Below are 17,870 nucleotides of genomic sequence, written 5' to 3'. Positions count from 1 at the left end.
TATTAATTATTTGTGTGCATTCGTGAAATTTTGAATCTCTTCCACAACCTTTTCTGACTGGTCCCAGATGATAAAATGTCCCGCTTCATCTATGAGTTTGTTTGTAGTTTGTGGGTAATCGTGTTGAAGCGTTTCCATTAACAGGTCAATAGTTAAATCAGGATGTAAAATTGTATTGGGAATCAAAAGATCATTCTTTCCAAAGAGTACCATGGTCGGCACTTTAAATTGACCAATTTGGCCATATACGGGGCCTGCGAGCATAGCTTTGATGCTCCGAACAATGGTGGAACAATAGGTTTTGTAGGCTTCAGTATCCTCTTTTATTTTTATTCGGTCCTGGTACATGAACTCTGCATCTTCAGGTAGTTTTCCTTGATAAAAATTTATATTGAAGTTTTGACGGATTTGTTCATCGGTTAAGTTCAGGTAAAGCGATTCGGTAATTACAGCATCAAACCACGCACGGTCTTTGTCCGTAAATTGTTCGATGCCTGCTGGTGAAAGCAAAATCAATTCCTTCAACCATTTTGGGTTTTCCAAGGCTAGGGTCATGGCAATTTGACCTCCCATGGAATGTCCCATTAAAACCACCTTTTTTAATCCGAGTTCATGGATAAAACCATCCACGACTTCAGCATAATCTTCCATGGAAATGGATGTTCCATTCAAATCTGTTTTGCCAAAACCGGGAAGGTCCAATGCAAAGGCTTCCACATTTTTGGGTAGATTGGATAATATTTTATTGTAAGCTTTGGAATAACTGCCCAATCCATGTATCAAAACCCATTTCGTTTTCCCATGACCCGCTTTTAGGTAATGGATTTCTAGATTTTGATTTGGAAGTTTTATTTTTTTTGATGTTGTTGTTTGTCCCATACCTGTTTGGGTAAATAACATGGCAATAATGGCTATGAAAACCATGGGCCAATTTTTGATTTTTATTTTCCTAAGCGCCTGCATATTCCATGGCTTTTTGGTTCATAGGTTTAACTGTGTAAATGATGAGTCCGGTAACGGTAGAAAGAATCAAGGCAAAAGCTGAAGCGATTGCTGGGTTTTTAACAGCCATTCCTTCCATGTAAGGGGTCAGTTCCAGATAGTACACACTAAAGTGTGTTGTAATAGCTACTAAGGATGCTACAATCGGAATCCATTTGTTTTGAGTTTTGGTGAAAATGCCAAAGAATACGGGTACAAATGCGGCGGAGAAAAAAGCATACACCCCATTTTGGGCAAAAATTCCCACGCTTAGGCTTGGGTTGACCAATTGGTCATAGGACAATACAATGGCCACAATGCCCACAATGATCGTTAAGATCTTGTTGATTCTCATGGGAGCTGCCTTTATATTGGCCAATTTGGTCAATGGCATAATGAAATCATTGGTAATGGTGGTGGGTATGGATTGAATAAGTCCTTCCAGTGTGGATAGCCCTGCAGCTAATAGGCCTAAGATAACTACAATCCCCACATAGACAGGGAATCTGTGCAATACATAGGCGGAAACAATTCCATCCATGTTCAATTTTGCTCCATTGAACATAAGGTCTGGGAAACTCAACCTTGCATAGATACCTACAAATACCACCGAAAAAAACAATATCAATACCAAAACAGTGTAGAGTAAAAACCGGTTTACTTGGGAGTCTTTCTTGATCAATAATGATTTAGTTAGGATGTGGGGTTGACAAACAATGGCTATACCTACTATAGCATTGCATACGACTACCTCAAAGAAATCCCTAAAAAGTGGACTTTGTTTGTTGAAGGTTTGTGTTAGCGATGGGTCTATGGCATTCAACTGGTTAATGAAACCATCATCTCCTGTTTTGAACAATAGGTACGCTCCTGAACCCAAGAGGAGGATGGCAACGATAATCATTAAAGCAGCCTGTACGGAGTTGGTATAGACCATGGTATTGGCCCCACCGATCATCATATAGGTAAACACTACTGCCACAATAATGATTAAGACGGTAAGTTCGTTGGCATCCAAAGCTTTGGAGACCACCTTTGTTATGCCTACACATATCAATACTATAAAGGTGATCAATAAAATACTCAAGAAGCCAAATAGGATTTTTAGGAATTGGGAGTCATAACGTTTGCCCACCCAATCAGCAATGGATATGGACTTTACGTTCATCCCATATTTGCGAAAGCGTTTTATGAATATGATGAGGGCGGCATAAATGGCAAATGGCATTACTACCCCAAAAGCTATGAATGCACTGAGGCCATAGAGTGCTATAAAACCCGGGTTTATGATAAAGGTAGCGGCACTGGTTATGGATGCGGCCAATGATAATGCCACTGAAATGGAAGAGAATGATTTGTTTCCTACCGCATACACCTCCAAGCTGTCGGATGAAACCCTTGACTTGTAAACCAAATAGAATAGGATGGACATGAATCCAATGAGGACAACCAGTGTGGTTATTTGGTACGTATCGGTCATAATTTAAATATGTCGGATTAAGTTGTTGTTATAATGAATAATCAATAAAATATGTGCGGAATTAATATGAAATTCGCATTTAAAGATTATTTTTTTTCTTGAGAAAGAATCAATAGATGTTAAGAATATTGATGTGGACTTTTTATCTAAAAATTATATATTATCTACTTTTTTTAAGAAAAATAGGTCTTTTTTGAATAAAAATAGAGATGATAATGACAAAAAATATTTATAGTCAGCATAGAATATAATATTATAAAATACTGTAAATCAAATAAATAAATAAATTAAATATAAAAAGTCAATATATATAAAATTATAATTACTATATTATTGCCAGTCTTTTAGCAGTAGCTTTATCCAAAAATCAAACTAAATGAAACGATTAGAAAACAAGGTTGCCATCGTAACAGGGGGCGCCAAAGGAATTGGTAAGGCTACCGTGAAAAAATTTTTGGAAGAGGGAGCAATGGTTGTTTGTTGGGATATTGATTCCAAAGCAGGAAGCGATTTATTAAGTGACTTCGAAGGTAGATCACTCTATTTTCAAGAAGTGAACACCGTGAATAGGGATTCTGTTGACGCTGCGGTTAGCGAGGTAATGGAGAAATACCATCACATTGATGTTCTTATCAACAATGCTGGGATTACCCGGGATGCGACGCTTAAAAAAATGACTGCAGAGCAATGGAAATCGGTAATCGATGTGAATTTAACCGGTGTTTTTAATTGTACCCAAGCTATTTCAGAACATATGGTAGCCCAAGGTAGTGGAAAAATCATAAGTGCGGCGTCCATTGTGGGGCTTTATGGTAATTTCGGTCAGACCAATTATGTGGCGACAAAGTCTGGAGTAATTGGAATGACCAAGGTTTGGGCACGGGAACTCGGTAGAAAGGGAATATGTGTAAATGCCGTAGCACCAGGATTTATTGCAACCGAAATGGTAGGTACTATACCAGAAAAGGTAATACAGAATCTTGAGGAGAAAACCCCCCTTGGAAGAATGGGAACCCCTGAGGATATCGCAAATGCATACCTGTTTTTGAGCTCGGATGAAGCCAACTTTATTAATGGAACAGTGTTGAGTGTGGATGGTGGACTTGTAATGTGATAGCTAGTTGGGTCCAGATGAAATTATTTTAGAAGAATGAATGAAGCTTAAAAAATTTCAAATATATACGGACTCACTTTTGCCGCATGAGGTTATGCTGCTTGGTCGTGTAAAACAATTTCAAGATCAGGACCGTGAGGATATTTTTGATACGATTTACCATAATGTCTGCAGTGGAAAGCCTCCTAAGGATTATGATGCCAAAATAGATAAACGAAAATACTCTCATTTGATGAACTGGATGGAATCCAAACTCGATGGATTCTGTACGGACCAATATTATGAGCGCCTCAACTATTTTGATATCCGTATAAAAACAGATACGATTTCTTCCGATGAGGAGAAAGAACTACTACAATTGATCAAGCAGTACGAACCGCACCATTTTCATTTTATTCGATTTTATGAAGTGGTCAAGAACTATCTCATGTTCCTTTTGGTAAGGGTCAGACTCAACGACTACGAACTCATACATACTTTTGTTCACGATTACCACGACGATTATGTTCGTTCCAAGGAAGTGAACAATAGAATGACCCAGGCCACAGTGGATATTGTTACGGACTACCATAATTTGAAGATTTCCCAAAATTCCATCAAATGGATATCGTGGTTGACCCGTTTGTGGTCCGAGCAGGGGTTGGATGGGTACAATAGATACCAAACCTTGATTTTATTGAGTTATGTGGCATTGCTCAAAAATGATGTTCTGAAAGAAGTTCTTGGGTATTACAAAGAATTGGAGCCGAAGCTGGAGGATGGATCGTACTATTCGAAAAAACTATTACTCAATTATTATGGCAACAAACAGCTTATCTTAATGAAGATGGATCATTACGATTCTGCATTATATTACGGTAAACTTTCGATCAGTGAGCAAGGGAACGATTATATCATGTATCTGAACAATTACTCCTTCAATCTTTCCAAATTGGGAAGGCCCAAAGAGGCATTGGATCTGTTGATAGAAGCCCGACCGTTCGCAAGACAGATGTCCAATAAATACAATAGAACCTTGTTTATATCATCTTTGATGAAAAGTTATAATGATAACGGGCAGTTTCAAAATGCCAAGCGATATGCCGAAAATCGCTTGACCATGTATGAAAAAGATATTTTGGAGCACAATTGGATAAAGTTTTTCAGAACCTATATGGAAACATTGGTTCACCTTGAAGAGTTTGCCCAAGTGAAGAAGACCATTAGACGATACAACCTAATTGATCGTGAATCACACTTTGTAAAAAACTATGTTTCCTTTTCTTATTTTAAATGGTATATGGCACTGGCTAACCATAAAGAAGGGAATATTACTGAAACCAAATTTTTAAGTGGCATCCGCAAAGAGATAGATCGTTTAAAGGCCACATACCAAATAGAACCCTCTGGGCGTGTTACCGATCTGCTGGAATCATCCATTAAAAGAGCAATCCAGTGACTTTATCATTCAAAAGCTAAAATAGATCCTGTAATTTTGCGACAAGTGTTAGAAGATTGCATTACATGGACAAAGACCTAGGGCGTTTACTGTACAACTATTTATTGAAGACCGGAATGGCAGAGGATCTGGCGGCCTATTTAAACCTGTTGATTTTAGTCGTGGTTGTTCTCATTCTTGTTTTCTTATTGGATGTGCTTATTTGGAAGGTTTTACGAGGACTTTCTGTAAGGCTGGCCAGAAAGTCAAAAAACAATTTTGACAATTTCTTGGTGGCCCAGCGGGTTCCCCGTTACCTGGCCCATGTAGTGCCATTGACCATTTTGTTGGAATTTGTGCCGGTGGCCTTTACAGATTTCAATTATGCAGAGATTATTGCGCTGAAAACCATTAAAATACTTTTCGTTTTTTTGGTCTTGGTCATTTTCAGAAAATTTTTTAAAAGTGTCAACGGATATCTGAAAACCCGCCCCAAGTTCAAGGACAAGCCGATAGATAGCTATGTTCAGGTATTCATGATTTTTGCATGGGTAGTGGGTATACTTACCATTTTTGCCATTGTTACGGAAACCACGGTATGGGAATTCGTTACCGCTTTGGGTGCGGCTTCAGCAGTAGTATTGCTTATTTTCAAAGATTCCATTCTGGGATTTGTGGCCAGCATACAGGTTACCATAAACGATATGGTCCGTATCGGGGACTGGATCACTTTTGATAAATACGGGGCCGATGGTGATGTGGTGGAAATAAGTTTGGCCACTGTCAAGGTGCAGAATTTTGATATGACCATTACCACCATACCGACCTATGCACTTATTTCCGATTCATTCAAGAATTGGAGGGGAATGCAGGTTTCGGGGGGGCGGCGTATAAAAAGGTCATTGATCATTAGGCAACAAAGCATTAAATTCTTGACCAATGAAGAAGTTGAATCATTGAAACGGATTCATTTGGTGGAACCCTATTTAATAAGTAGGAAGGATCAGATCAATTCCTACAACGAATCAAACCAAATCAATAAAGAACTATTGCTTAACGGTAGAAACCTTACCAATTTGGGCGTGTTTCGAAAATATGTGACCAATTACTTGGAAGGGCATTCCGCGATCAACAAGAACATGACATTAATGGTTCGCCAATTACAGCCTACCTCTCAAGGTATTCCTTTGGAAATTTATGCGTTCAGTTCTGACAAGCGATGGGAAAACTACGAATATGTAATGGCCGATATCTTTGACCATCTTTTGGCTGCTTTGCCCTATTTTTCATTGGAGATTTTTGAGCTGCCCGCATCGTTGGGCCCAGCACAGAAACCATAGATGGGCCTTTGCCCGAAAATCGACTGATAATCGGGTATTGATAGTTGTTCCAAAGCTTTAAAACGGGACATCGATTAGGTCCAGTACTCCGTTAGAAATTGAAAGAATTCTATTTTAAGGTCGGCATAGATTTGACGTTGGGTCTCCATTCTTTTTCTGAATTTCACATGCTTGTCCACTAAGGAAACATCCAAAGCAACTTCCCCTATTTTACTGTGTTCGGCCATATTGGATTCGTGTTCCTCTATGGTTTCCTCCAGTTCTTCGATGACACTTCCGTGCAAAATGAATTCATTCTGAAAATGTTCCAGTTTGGCAAGGACATCTGGGGCTTCGTATCGGCCAATAAGTTCGTTTAACCTGTTCTTAAAGGTTTTTAGCTCATCTTTCCAAAACTCTAGCTCCAACTCCCATTGTTTGTGTTCAAAATGAAGGTCAGAGTCGTAAATCAATGTATTTTCCATGACGTTTTATTTAATGTCCAAATAAGTCGATTGACTTTGTTGAACGGTTATTTGACTTTGTTTTTTTCAATATTGAAATAGTCTACAAGTAAGTTGGTCTCGCTAGGCTTCTTGTTATCCCCTTCCAATACCTGATGACTTCTCTTGCCTAGAAGTTTTTCAAGATCGTTTTTGTCCACTACCTCTTTTTTTAAGAGCAATTGTGCCAAATTTTCCAGTTCATCCCTATGTTGTACCAGTAAATTTTTTGTCCGTTCGTAGGCGGATATGACCAAATCGTGGACCTCATGGTCAATTTGCTTGGCCATCTCCTCGCTATAGGGTTTTCCCAGTAAACGTTCATTGTCCCCAGTGGAATCATAAAAACTGATAGGGCCGATTTCTTCATCCAATCCATAGTAAGACACCATGGTGTATGCTTGTTTGGTCACTTTTTCAAGGTCGTCCAGAGCACCGGAAGAGATTTCGTTGAAAACGATTTCCTCTGCGGCCCTTCCACCCAACGATGCGCACATCTGGTCAATAAACTGTGATTTGGTCACAATTTGCCGCTCTTCCGGTAAGTACCAAGCGGCGCCCAGTGATTTTCCCCTTGGTATGATGGAGACCTTTACAAGGGAATCCACATGTTTCAGATGCCAACTGGCAACAGCATGCCCAGCCTCATGGTAGGCTACAATTTCCTTTTCCTTCGGTGAGATGATCTTGCTTTTGCGTTCCATTCCCACGATCACACGGTCCCTGGCCGCCATAAAATCCTCTTGTTCCACCTCGTTTTTCTTTTTCCGTGCCGCCATCAGAGCTGCCTCATTGCATATATTGGCAATATCGGCACCAGAGAACCCGGGACTTAGTTTGGCCAGGACATCAATATCAACGTTTTTTGCAAGTTTCAAAGGGCGGATGTGTACCTTGAAAATCTCGGTTCGTTCCGATTGATTGGGAAGTTCCAAGTAAATATGACGATCAAATCTTCCGGGGCGTAAAAGGGCCTTGTCCAAAACATCGGGACGGTTGGTAGCGGCCAAAACGATTACCCCTGTGTTGTCCCCGAATCCATCGAGCTCGGTAAGTAATTGGTTCAAGGTGCTTTCCCGTTCGTCATTGGCCTGAAAAGCATTGATTTTGCCACGGGAACGACCCACCGCATCGATTTCATCAATGAAAATAATGCTTGGTGCTTTGGTTTTGGCTTGTTTAAAAAGGTCGCGTACCCGTGAAGCCCCCACCCCGACGAACATTTCAACAAACTCTGACCCCGACATGGAGAAAAAGGGAACCTGGGCTTCGCCTGCAACTGCTTTGGCCATTAAGGTTTTTCCTGTTCCCGGAGGTCCCACAAGCATTACGCCCTTGGGAATCTTGGCACCCAATCTGGTATAATCTTCCGGGTTTTTCAGGAAATCGACAACTTCCATTACCTCAGCTTTGGCTTCTTTGAGTCCAGCTATATCGTTAAAGGTCACTTTGCTTTTGGTTCCACCTTTTTCCGATAGTTTTGCAGTGGATTTTCCAAAATTGAACAAAGGATTTCCTCCCTTTCCGCCACCCATTCGTTGAATCAGGAACATCCAGATAAAAATAAAAAAGACTAAAGGCAATACCCAAGATAGTATGATGCCCCAATCCGTACGGTTTTCATACCGGACATCGATTTTTTCAAAAAGACCTGCATCGTCTTGGGCGCGTTGTAGTTTGTTTTCAAAACTTTCTACCGAGCCAATGGTAATGTAATAGTGGGGACCAGAGCTGGATGATAGAAGTCCTTCGGTATCTTCTTTGAGCTCAGGGTTGTCCTGTAAATTTTTTTTGAGGTAGATCTGAGCTATCTCTTTATTGACAACGACAATTTTTTCAATGGCATTTTGGGACAAGAGCGATTCCTCGAATTCGGCCCAACCGATTTCTTTGCTTCCGCTAATGTTTTTATTAAAAAACGGAAATAACAATATAAAGAGAAGCACCCCCCAATATATCCAGCTTATCTTATTGCCGCCTTTTGGAGGGATTGGGCTTTTATCAGTGTCTTTCCCAATGTTATTCGTGCCGCTATGTTTTGAATTTGAAGACATGGTTTTCGCTGCTTCACTTGAAACATCATTGTGTCCATTGGTAATTATCCCAAATCTAGCTTACAATGCTATCATTCTAAATGATTTAGGTCATAGGAAACCCTGATATGTGATCGTATTTTTAAAAAAGTGCAAAAGTTATTGATTATGGATGCCCTTCAGGTAAAAAACTATGTTTCCTTGAATACCGAGTTCCCGATTTGGGAGAGGATATTTACGGTTGCCCCTTTGATCGTGGTCGGCACCAAGGAAAAGCAAGGCTACGACCTTGCACCCAAGCATATGGCCACTCCGATCGGGTTTGACAACTATTTTGGGTTTGTGTGCACTCCAAGGCACGGAACCTATCAAAATGTAAAAAGAACAAGGGAATTTACCGTTAGTTTTCCTAGAACCGATCAAGTGACGACCACTTCTTTGAGTGCTTCCCCCAGAACGGAAGAATTGAACAAATCCCAACAAATCGTGGAAGCCCTTCCCCTGATAAAGGCCACTTCCATGGATGCTCCATTGGTCAAGGATGCTTATTTGTACTTGGAATGTGAACTGTTCAAGATTATTGATGGTTTTGGGGAGAACAGTATCATTACAGGAAAAATCAAGAAAGCCTATGTGCACAACGATTATTTGAGGTTATCCGAAAAGGACGAACAGCAACAGATAAAAGACAACCCATTGTTGGCCTATATTGCCAACGGTCGTTTTGCCAAAATCCATGAAACCTACAATTTTCCATTTCCAAAAGACTTTAAAAGATGAGTTCCAAGGTAGCCCATATTGCAGATTGTATCCTGAGCCAACTCAAATCAAGTGAGAAGGAAATGTTGGGTTTTTTGGAGCAGTTGGTATCGTTGGAATCCCCTTCTCGAAACCCGAAGTCACAATATAAAATCATCAAATTCATTGCTGAAGAGCTGAAGAAATTGGGTTTTTATACCCTTCATGTCCCAGGAAAGGAAACAGGGGGGTATTTGTATGCAAGACCCATTGAAAGAGACAAAAGCAAAGCTTTGCAATTAATGATAGGACATTGTGATACGGTTTGGGAACTGGATACCATAAAGCAAATGCCGGTAACGAATGATGGTCGGATAATGCGGGGACCGGGAGTTTACGATATGAAGGCTGGCCTTACCCAAATAATTTTTGCGTTAAAGATCATTGATGCCTTGAATCTGACTTTGCCCATGACACCTGTTCTCTTGATCAATTCAGATGAAGAAATCGGTAGCAGGGAATCCAGAAGGGCCATTGAACGATTGGCCAAGCTAAGCGAACGAGCCTACATTATGGAACCTCCTTTGGGATTAACGGGCAAACTGAAAACGGCCAGAAAGGGTATTGGACGTTTCACGATTACCGTTAAAGGAAAAGCGGCACATGCTGGGTTGGACCCACAAAAAGGGGTGAATGCCATTGTGGAACTCTCACATCAAGTACAGCGGTTATATGCCATGAACGATTTTGATAGGGGCATTACCGTCAATGTTGGGATGATCGAAGGTGGGGTTTCTCCGAATGTAATCGCACCACAAAGTAAAGCCGTGGTCGATGTACGTGTTCTAAATAAAAAGGATGGCAAACGGATAACTGAAGAGATTCTATCACTCAAACCCACCATGCCAGATGTTGAGGTACAGATTGAAGGAGGGATTGGAAGACCGCCCATGGAACAGACAACGGCAAATCGAATGCTTTGGAGATTGGCCAAGGCCCAAGGCGCCCTTTTAGGGTTGGACTTGGAGGAGGCCACAGCTGGAGGAGGGTCCGATGGGAACACCACCAGTTTGTATACGGCTACTTTGGATGGCCTGGGCACTACCGGCGATGGGGCACATGCCCAACATGAATACATTTTATTGGACGAGTTTCCAGTTCGGACGGCATTATTGACCCTATTGATGTTAGCAGGGGCAGGGAACAATTAAACTCATTATCATGGACCACAAATACATATATGCATCATTGACCCGAATATCGGATTTAGCGGAAAAGGAATTTCAGACAAAGGTTTTGCCACGAGATCAATGGCAAACAGGCGATTATGTTATTTGCGAAATCTTGAACGAAGGAGGGGAGAGCCTAAAAATCGAACTGCCCAATGGCAGGATGAGGGGGGTCATCGCTGGAGAGTTTGTCGTAGGGGCCCTAGGGGAACGCTACGCCACCTTGGAAGCAACGGGAAGTTGGAGGAATGTAGCGGACGATTTGAAAATGACCGTACTCACTGGAGCTGGGCTTATGGGAAAACTCACATCCAAATCGATGTTTTTGCCCAAAATGATTCAGACCATTTATAGAGGTCATGCGGTTCGGGATGGCAGAAAGCTAAGGATGGATGATTTTGTTGAGACCATTCCCAAGATTCCCTTTAATACACCGGTCATTCTGTTTGTGGGCACTTCCATGTCGGCAGGTAAGACAACATCGGCTCGCATTGTAACCAACATTTTTAAACAAGCTGGATATAAGGTGGTCGGGGCAAAACTCACAGGGGCTGGTCGCTTTAAGGATATTTTGGCCTTTAAGGACGTGGGCGCGGACGGGATATTGGATTTTGTGGATGTGGGGCTCCCTTCCTCCATCTGCCCTGCCGAGGTCTATCAAGAAAAATTGGAACAGATGCTCAGTAGAATGGCCAGCGAAAATGCAGATGTAGCGATTGTTGAAATCGGGGCATCCCCTTTGGAACCCTATAATGGGGACATTGCCATAAATGTGTTGCGCGAACATATAAAGTGCACCATTTTGAGTGCTTCGGATCCCTATGCGGTCCATGGTTTGATGAAGGCCTTTGAACTGGTTCCCGATATTGTTACCGGAGTAGCCTCCAATACTTTGGCCGGTGCCAGAATGGTAAAGGAATTGTGTGGGGTAAAAGCACTGAACCTGATGGACTCCACCACAACCCATGAGTTGAAGAAAATTTTGACAGCCAAAACAGGGATGTCGCTCCAAGTAAAATGAAACTTTCCAAAAACGCAGAACAATTGCTCAATGCCAGATATTTGCTAAAGAATATCGACGGAAAGGTAGTTGAATCCCCAGAAGCACTTTTTAGGCGGGTGGCCCAGTGCGTCGCAAGTGCGGAAAACAAGGATGCGCAAACCTGGGAAGATAGATTTTATACCCTTTTGACCAGTCTCCAATTTCTTCCGAATTCCCCAACCTTAATGAATGCAGGATTGCCCAATGGGCAGTTGAGTGCTTGTTTTGTGCTACCCGTAGAGGATAGTTTGAGCAGTATATTCACTACCTTGAAAGATATGGCCTTGATTCATCAAAGCGGGGGAGGAACTGGGTATAATTTTTCCCAACTTCGACCACAAGGCGATTTGGTGTCATCTTCTGGGGGAGTGTCATCGGGCCCCTTGGCATTCATCAAAATATACGATACGGCAACGGAACATGTGCGGCAAGGTGGAAAACGCAGAGGAGCCAATATGGGAATTCTAAATGTGGATCATCCAGATATTGAAGCATTTATCATTTCAAAATCCCAAGGAAACATATTGCAAAACTTCAATTTGTCTGTAGGCATTACCGATGATTTTATGCATGCCGTTGGGACGGGATCGGACTGGAAATTAATCAACCCAAGAACAAAAAAAGTTGCAAAAATAGTCAAAGCCACTGTCCTGTGGGACAAAATAGTTGAGCAGGCATGGGCCACGGGAGACCCAGGACTTATTTTTTTGGATGCGATGAACAGGCACAATCCAGTGCCCAAAGAAGGACGAATACAAAGTACCAATCCTTGCGGAGAAGTTCCCTTGTTTGATTATGAAAGCTGCAACCTTGGGTCCATCAATTTATCAAAAATAATCAAGATTGATGGAGAACAGCAGCGAACAGTGGATTGGGACAAGTTGGATGAAGCCATTGCAGTGGCCATGAGGTTTTTGGACAATATTGTATCCATAAACCATTATTTACTGCCACAGATAGCGAAAGCAACAAAGAACAACAGGAAAGTAGGGCTTGGGGTAATGGGCTGGGCCGAAATGTTGGCATTGCTCAACATACCCTATGCCTCGGAGGAGGCCATTTCACTAGGCGAGAAGATCATGCACTTTGTGCGATCCAAAAGTTATAAGGCATCGGCTGAATTAGCAGAGGAACGTGGTACGTTTCCCAACTGGGAAAAAAGCATTTTCCATCCCCATGAACCCATGCGGAATGCTACATGCAATAGTATAGCCCCAACGGGAAGTATTTCGGTAATTGCCGGGACATCATACTCCATTGAACCCTTGTACGCTTTGGCTTATAAACGTGTCGGCATCTTGGGCGACCAAACACAAATGGAGATCAATCCGGTTTTTGTGGATTTCATGCAAAGCTTGGGGTTGTGGACCGATGCAGTGAAAACCGAAGTGCTGGATACCGGTGGCATCCAAGCATTGATGGATATTCCAGCACACATTCGAAAAGTGTTTCAAACCAGCTTGGACATTCATTGGAAATATCATTTGAAGCATCAGCAAGCTTTCCAGAGGTATACGGACAATGCTGTGTCGAAGACCATCAATTTAGCGGAAAATGCCTCCAAGGAAACTGTTTCAGATATTTATATGACCGCTTGGAAATATGAGCTCAAGGGCATAACCATTTATAGGGACGGAAGTAAGGCGAACCAAGTTTTGCAGGCTTGTCATTTGAACAAAAGCTCTAATTGTTGAATGCTGCTTTTGAAAGTTTTGATTCAGGATATCGTGGCGGCCAGGGCAATTTGAACCATGTCCCTAAAAGTGGTTTCACGGGCATGGGCAGAGAGTCTCTCATCCGTTACCAAGGAGTCGGAAATGGTTAAAATGGTCAATGCTTTCACATTGTATTTAGCAGCGATGGTGTACAGGCCAGCAGTTTCCATTTCCACACAGAGCACGCCGTATTCGGCCCAAAGCTTATATTCTTCGGGGTCATCCACATAAAACTCATCTGAAGAGAGCACATTTCCAGCTTTTATGGGGATGTTGTTCTTTTGGGCGTGATTCACTGCTTTTATAAAAAGGTCGAAATCGGCGGTAGGGGAATAATCGGAGTTGATGAATCGGGAGTTGTTCATGCCCGATGTAGTGGAAGCCGCCATGGCCAAGACAACATCATTTAATTTCACATCTTTTTGATAGGATCCAGCAGATCCCACCCGTATAATGCTCTTGACCCCGTAATCGTTGATGAGTTCATGAAAATAGATCATGGCGGAAGGCATGCCCATACCGCTTCCTTGTACAGATACCCTTTTTCCCTTGTAAGTTCCTGTGTATCCCAACATGCCTCGTATTCTATTATAACAGACAGGGTTTTCCAAAAATGTTTCTGCAATCCATTTGGCCCTCAAAGGATCTCCGGGCATAAGAACAGTCTCTGCAATTTCTCCTTGTTTGGCTTCGATATGGGTGCTCATGATGTTCTTATTTTATTAGGGATGGTCCGGAAGATGTCCCGATTCGGGATACGCCCAGCTCAATATAGTGTAAAGCGGTCTTTTTGTCCTTGACCCCACCGGAAGCTTTTATTTTTGCATTTTCACCAACCGTTCTTTTCATGAGCTTCACATCTTCGAATGTAGCGCCTTCTGTTCCGAATCCTGTGGAGGTTTTCACATAATCGGCATGGGCGGCTACGGCAAGATTACATGCTTTTTCCTTTTCTTCATCGGTAAGGTAGCAGGTTTCAATGATCACTTTCAGTATTTTGTTTCCGATGGCTTCCTTTATGGCTTTGATTTCATCCCGAACAGCATTGTACATTCCTGACTTCAACCACCCGAGATTGATGACCATGTCGATTTCATCTGCCCCATTCCCAATACAATCAACGGCTTCAAACACCTTTGCCTTGCTGGACATGGCTCCCAAAGGGAAACCAATAACGGCAGCGATTTTAATATCGGTCTTGTCTAAACTTTCTTTGGCCAATGACACATGGCATCCGTTTACACAAATGGCATAAAAACCATGGATTTTGGCCTCTTCACATAATTTTTTGATATCTGACCCCGTGGCCGTGGGCTTTAAATTGGTGTGGTCTATATATTTTTCCAATAACATGCTAATGGTTGAACAGTTGTTTGAGCTTAAAGATAGCCAACATCTCCGATCTATTTTTTCCTGCAAACGATTTGGCAATGGATTCGGCGGTTTCCACAATCAGTTCTTTAATGGTTTCAGGAAATTTTTCATGATGTTCTTTATAAAACTCCTTGAATTCTTTAAAGTAGTCTTCGCCCTCTTTTTCTTCGCCCTCCAACCAATCAAAAACAATCTCGATTTGATAGGCGGCATCCGTATGGAATTCATCTTCAATATCATCGACATCCAACCAATGTTGTCGCACATATTTTCGCAATCTTTTTACCTCTATGGGTCTAACGTTATGGTCGGCCATGGCCACGGCATAAAACAGTTTCCCCAAATTTTGGTAGAATTCGTTTCCTATTTTTTCAGAATTAAGCATACCGTTACATTTTTGAATCTTATTAAAAGTAGTACTAATGCCCCTCAATTTTTATGACATTCCTCAATTTAGGGGCAAGGATTCAATTACTTCTTCGGCTTGCGCTTTTATTGCTGCGTCCCCTATTGCTATTGTTCTCATTGTGGTAACGCTCAATATTGTCATCGTAATAATTGCGAACTCTCTCATACCTTGATCGGTTAAGATTGTATGAGCGGTAACGTGGGGGCAACACCTGTCTTTTTACCCAAGTACCGCCATCCAAATAAATATAGACCCTAGAGGTAAGGTCGTAGTATATATTGAATTCGGGGAAAAACACATACCGTACCGCTTCCACTCTGTTTGGGTAGAACCAAGGAGGTGGTGGGTCTGCCAGTCTATGTGAGACAATCACGGGGCCACAAGCTTGAAAACCCGATAAAATCAAGAATAATCCTAGAAGTGAAATAACTTTTTTCATGATATTGAATTTTATCAGAAAAGTACGGTAAAGTTCAAATGCAAGTAAATGATCCAGATCATTTCAAAAGATTGGCCTATAGGGTAGTTTTATATTGAAACAAAAACTTAATTCATTTGTCATGTTGAAAGATCATACACGAAAGTATCATGAACTCGTAGGACTCATGGAGAAATTGGGAGGGGAGATTCCAGAAACCATGGAGGCTTTTGATAAACTTCATAAATCGAGCACCAAGGATGGAGCCTTAACTAAAAAGACGAAGGAACTCATAGCTTTGGGAATAGCCATTACCGTGCGTTGCGATGGTTGTATTGCTTTTCATGTGAACGATGCCTTAAAATCAGGAGCTTCCACTGCCGAGGTAGTGGAAACCATTGGGGTTGCGGTGTTGATGGGAGGTGGACCATCGGTGGTCTATGGCTGTGAAGCACTGGAAGCGATGCATCAATTTGCAACGCTCCAAAACGGGGCATAACCTATCAATTGATAAACAAGGGCATGGCATTGAAAGTGATCAATAAGACCAAGGATTTTTTTATGGAGATAGGGGACTTGTCCTATTTCGCTGTGCGTTTTTTTAGACAAGCAGTTACCCCTCCTTTTGAGTTTAAGGAATTGCTTAAACAAAGTTACCAAGTTGGCAATAGGTCTTTGTTATTGGTGGCCACGACCGGATTTATAATCGGTCTTGTATTAACGCTCCAGACCCGCCCCACCTTAATAGAGTTTGGAGCTGTTTCTTGGATGCCCAATATGGTCGGTATTTCGATCGTAAGGGAAGTTGGTCCGGTAATTACGGCCCTAATATGCTCTGGGAAGATTGCCTCTGGTTTTGGAGCAGAATTAGGTTCCATGAGGGTAACCGAGCAAATCGATGCCATGGAGGTTTCCGGCACAAACCCATTCAAATATTTGGTTGTGACCCGTATTTTGGCCGCTACTTTAATGCTGCCTTTATTGGTGATATTCGGAGATTTAATAGCTCTTTTTGGTTCCTCTTTGGTTGAATTTATGAAAGGGAATGTATCTTTTCGGTTGTACTTTAATACCGTTTTTGATGCATTGTCCTACGGTGATTTGATTCCGGCGACCATAAAATCTTTTTTCTTCGGCTTTGTAATTGGGTTGACAGGATGCTACAAAGGGTATAAAACGGGAAGGGGTACGGCAGGAGTGGGTATTGCAGCAAATACTGCTGTGGTCATGGCGTCCCTACTTTTATTCGTAGTGGATTTTGTTGCGGTGTTCGTATCCGATATTTTTTATGAACTGTAATGGATATAAAAGAAAACATAGCGCCCCATAAAAAAGATATATCTTCAGAAGATGTTGTGGTCCGGATTCAGGATATGTACAAAAGTTTTGGCGACAACCATGTATTGAATGGTTTTAATATGGTGTTGCGAAAAGGTGAAAACTTGGTGGTAATGGGGAAATCGGGTTCCGGAAAATCAGTGATGATCAAATGTCTTGTTGGTTTGATGAGCCCCGACTCAGGAACCATTGAGGTTTTGGGCAAGGATATCACAGGATTGAATCAGGTAGATCTGGATATACTTCGTGCTGATATCGGGTTTCTTTTTCAGGGAAGTGCCCTGTACGACTCCATGACGGTCAGGGAAAACTTGGAGTTTCCGATGAGGCGGCACCGAAAAAAATTTGAAGGAGTGACAGACACCCTGCCATTGGTGCAAGAGGCACTGGAAAATGTCGGGTTGGCCCATACCATGGATCTGATGCCCGAAGAACTGTCTGGAGGAATGAAAAGGAGGGTTGCACTAGCACGAGCCATTATACTGAAACCAAAATTGATATTGTACGATGAGCCTACCAGTGGACTGGATCCTATAACGGCCAAGGAGATCATTGAATTGATGAGGAGTATCCAGAAAAAATATGGGACATCCGCTCTGATTATCACCCATGATGTGGATTGTGCAAGGGTAATCTCCGAACGAATGATTTTGTTGGTCGATGGAATTAATTATGCTGAGGGTACTTATGAAGAACTGGTGGCATCATCGGATCCTAAAATAAATGCTTTTTTTAAAAAATGATATGACGACAAAAACTC

Annotated in this window: 17 protein-coding genes and 1 pseudogene; 10 read left to right on the top strand and 8 right to left on the bottom strand. The window is 41.8% G+C overall.

Annotated features, from left to right (window positions below; translation table 11 throughout):
* Nucleotides 1–6: 6 nt before the first annotated feature.
* Complete coding sequence (locus PY092_RS04590; RefSeq protein ID WP_275614686.1) at nt 7–924, bottom strand: alpha/beta fold hydrolase; 918 nt, start codon at nt 922–924, stop codon at nt 7–9.
* A 25-nt stretch (nt 925–949) separates the two neighbouring features.
* The gene (locus PY092_RS04585) at nt 950–2,461 is read right to left on the bottom strand and encodes a sodium:solute symporter family transporter (protein ID WP_275614685.1); all 1,512 of its coding nucleotides are present in this window, start codon (nt 2,459–2,461) and stop codon (nt 950–952) included.
* A gap of 376 nt (nt 2,462–2,837) precedes the next feature.
* On the opposite strand from PY092_RS04585, the gene PY092_RS04580 reads away from it, so the two are divergent.
* The 3 genes from PY092_RS04580 to PY092_RS04570 all read left to right on the top strand — a co-directional run bounded on the left by PY092_RS04580 (nt 2,838) and on the right by PY092_RS04570 (nt 6,332).
* Nucleotides 2,838–3,575: a beta-ketoacyl-ACP reductase gene (locus PY092_RS04580; RefSeq protein WP_275614684.1), complete on the top strand. Its 738-nt coding sequence runs from the start codon at nt 2,838–2,840 to the stop codon at nt 3,573–3,575.
* Between the two features lie 40 nt (nt 3,576–3,615).
* Complete coding sequence (locus PY092_RS04575) at nt 3,616–5,013, top strand: hypothetical protein (protein WP_275614683.1); 1,398 nt, start codon at nt 3,616–3,618, stop codon at nt 5,011–5,013.
* A 65-nt stretch (nt 5,014–5,078) separates the two neighbouring features.
* Nucleotides 5,079–6,332 (top strand): mechanosensitive ion channel family protein, encoded by a 1,254-nt coding sequence (locus PY092_RS04570; RefSeq protein WP_275614682.1) that lies wholly within the window; start codon nt 5,079–5,081, stop codon nt 6,330–6,332.
* A 74-nt stretch (nt 6,333–6,406) separates the two neighbouring features.
* Here the strand turns inward: PY092_RS04570 and PY092_RS04565 are convergent, their stop codons facing one another.
* On the bottom strand, nt 6,407–6,796 hold the full coding sequence (locus tag PY092_RS04565; protein ID WP_275614681.1) for a hypothetical protein: 390 nt from the start codon (nt 6,794–6,796) through the stop codon (nt 6,407–6,409).
* 47 nt (nt 6,797–6,843) lie between these two features.
* Nucleotides 6,844–8,868, bottom strand: a complete 2,025-nt coding sequence (ftsH, locus tag PY092_RS04560; RefSeq protein WP_275614680.1) for an ATP-dependent zinc metalloprotease FtsH — start codon at nt 8,866–8,868, stop codon at nt 6,844–6,846.
* A gap of 129 nt (nt 8,869–8,997) precedes the next feature.
* On the opposite strand from ftsH, the gene PY092_RS04555 reads away from it, so the two are divergent.
* The 4 genes from PY092_RS04555 to PY092_RS04540 are packed head-to-tail and all read left to right on the top strand — an operon-like array spanning nt 8,998 to nt 13,550.
* On the top strand, nt 8,998–9,627 hold the full coding sequence (locus PY092_RS04555) for a flavin reductase family protein (RefSeq protein WP_275614679.1): 630 nt from the start codon (nt 8,998–9,000) through the stop codon (nt 9,625–9,627).
* Nucleotides 9,624–10,796 carry a M20 family metallopeptidase gene (locus PY092_RS04550; RefSeq protein ID WP_275614678.1) on the top strand — a complete coding sequence of 391 codons (1,173 nt, stop codon included), beginning with the start codon at nt 9,624–9,626 and terminating at the stop codon, nt 10,794–10,796. The genes PY092_RS04555 and PY092_RS04550 overlap by 4 nt, the downstream gene beginning before the upstream one ends.
* A gap of 10 nt (nt 10,797–10,806) precedes the next feature.
* Complete coding sequence (locus tag PY092_RS04545; protein WP_275614677.1) at nt 10,807–11,835, top strand: DUF1611 domain-containing protein; 1,029 nt, start codon at nt 10,807–10,809, stop codon at nt 11,833–11,835.
* Nucleotides 11,832–13,550 (top strand): adenosylcobalamin-dependent ribonucleoside-diphosphate reductase, encoded by a 1,719-nt coding sequence (locus tag PY092_RS04540; RefSeq protein ID WP_275614676.1) that lies wholly within the window; start codon nt 11,832–11,834, stop codon nt 13,548–13,550. The genes PY092_RS04545 and PY092_RS04540 overlap by 4 nt, the downstream gene beginning before the upstream one ends.
* Before the next feature lie 23 nt (nt 13,551–13,573).
* Here PY092_RS04540 and deoD read toward each other — a convergent pair whose 3' ends face one another.
* The 4 genes and pseudogenes from deoD to PY092_RS04520 form a co-directional block, all read right to left on the bottom strand.
* Nucleotides 13,574–14,278, bottom strand: coding sequence for a purine-nucleoside phosphorylase (gene deoD, locus PY092_RS04535; RefSeq protein WP_275614675.1), 705 nt, complete (start codon nt 14,276–14,278; stop codon nt 13,574–13,576).
* Nucleotides 14,279–14,354: 76 nt separating this feature from the next.
* Nucleotides 14,355–14,924, bottom strand: a pseudogene (gene deoC, locus PY092_RS04530) (deoxyribose-phosphate aldolase); the annotation flags it as partial.
* A gap of 1 nt (nt 14,925) precedes the next feature.
* Complete coding sequence (locus tag PY092_RS04525) at nt 14,926–15,330, bottom strand: hypothetical protein (protein ID WP_275614673.1); 405 nt, start codon at nt 15,328–15,330, stop codon at nt 14,926–14,928.
* An 82-nt stretch (nt 15,331–15,412) separates the two neighbouring features.
* On the bottom strand, nt 15,413–15,793 hold the full coding sequence (locus PY092_RS04520) for a hypothetical protein (RefSeq protein ID WP_275614672.1): 381 nt from the start codon (nt 15,791–15,793) through the stop codon (nt 15,413–15,415).
* A 121-nt stretch (nt 15,794–15,914) separates the two neighbouring features.
* Here PY092_RS04520 and PY092_RS04515 point away from each other — a divergent pair, with 121 nt between their 5' ends.
* From PY092_RS04515 to PY092_RS04505, 3 genes are read left to right on the top strand one after another with little or no spacing between them, the layout of a single operon-like run.
* Nucleotides 15,915–16,271 (top strand): carboxymuconolactone decarboxylase family protein, encoded by a 357-nt coding sequence (locus PY092_RS04515; protein ID WP_275614671.1) that lies wholly within the window; start codon nt 15,915–15,917, stop codon nt 16,269–16,271.
* Between the two features lie 23 nt (nt 16,272–16,294).
* Nucleotides 16,295–17,071 carry an MlaE family ABC transporter permease gene (locus PY092_RS04510; RefSeq protein WP_275614670.1) on the top strand — a complete coding sequence of 259 codons (777 nt, stop codon included), beginning with the start codon at nt 16,295–16,297 and terminating at the stop codon, nt 17,069–17,071.
* The gene (locus tag PY092_RS04505; RefSeq protein WP_275614669.1) at nt 17,071–17,853 is read left to right on the top strand and encodes an ABC transporter ATP-binding protein; all 783 of its coding nucleotides are present in this window, start codon (nt 17,071–17,073) and stop codon (nt 17,851–17,853) included. The genes PY092_RS04510 and PY092_RS04505 overlap by 1 nt, the downstream gene beginning before the upstream one ends.
* Nucleotides 17,854–17,870 lie beyond the last annotated feature (17 nt).

This window comes from Flagellimonas yonaguniensis (assembly GCF_029193885.1).
In the GTDB taxonomy this organism is placed as follows: Bacteria; Bacteroidota; Bacteroidia; order Flavobacteriales; family Flavobacteriaceae; genus Flagellimonas; species Flagellimonas yonaguniensis.
The sequence above is the reverse complement of the archived record's forward strand: the minus strand, read 5'-3'. Positions and strand labels throughout refer to the sequence as shown.

Bases quoted from the DNA above. Each gene is read 5' to 3' on its own strand.
- PY092_RS04590 (WP_275614686.1), bottom strand. From the start codon at position 924: ATGGTTTTCATAGCCATTATTGCCATGTTATTTACCCAAACAGGTATG.
- PY092_RS04585 (WP_275614685.1), bottom strand. From the start codon at position 2,461: ATGACCGATACGTACCAAATAACCACACTGGTTGTCCTCATTGGATTC.
- PY092_RS04580 (WP_275614684.1), top strand. From the start codon at position 2,838: ATGAAACGATTAGAAAACAAGGTTGCCATCGTAACAGGGGGCGCCAAA.
- PY092_RS04575 (WP_275614683.1), top strand. From the start codon at position 3,616: ATGAAGCTTAAAAAATTTCAAATATATACGGACTCACTTTTGCCGCAT.
- PY092_RS04570 (WP_275614682.1), top strand. From the start codon at position 5,079: ATGGACAAAGACCTAGGGCGTTTACTGTACAACTATTTATTGAAGACC.
- PY092_RS04565 (WP_275614681.1), bottom strand. From the start codon at position 6,796: ATGGAAAATACATTGATTTACGACTCTGACCTTCATTTTGAACACAAA.
- ftsH (WP_275614680.1), bottom strand. From the start codon at position 8,868: ATGTCTTCAAATTCAAAACATAGCGGCACGAATAACATTGGGAAAGAC.
- PY092_RS04550 (WP_275614678.1), top strand. From the start codon at position 9,624: ATGAGTTCCAAGGTAGCCCATATTGCAGATTGTATCCTGAGCCAACTC.
- PY092_RS04545 (WP_275614677.1), top strand. From the start codon at position 10,807: ATGGACCACAAATACATATATGCATCATTGACCCGAATATCGGATTTA.
- PY092_RS04540 (WP_275614676.1), top strand. From the start codon at position 11,832: ATGAAACTTTCCAAAAACGCAGAACAATTGCTCAATGCCAGATATTTG.
- deoD (WP_275614675.1), bottom strand. From the start codon at position 14,278: ATGAGCACCCATATCGAAGCCAAACAAGGAGAAATTGCAGAGACTGTT.
- PY092_RS04525 (WP_275614673.1), bottom strand. From the start codon at position 15,330: ATGCTTAATTCTGAAAAAATAGGAAACGAATTCTACCAAAATTTGGGG.
- PY092_RS04520 (WP_275614672.1), bottom strand. From the start codon at position 15,793: ATGAAAAAAGTTATTTCACTTCTAGGATTATTCTTGATTTTATCGGGT.
- PY092_RS04515 (WP_275614671.1), top strand. From the start codon at position 15,915: ATGTTGAAAGATCATACACGAAAGTATCATGAACTCGTAGGACTCATG.
- PY092_RS04510 (WP_275614670.1), top strand. From the start codon at position 16,295: ATGGCATTGAAAGTGATCAATAAGACCAAGGATTTTTTTATGGAGATA.
- PY092_RS04505 (WP_275614669.1), top strand. From the start codon at position 17,071: ATGGATATAAAAGAAAACATAGCGCCCCATAAAAAAGATATATCTTCA.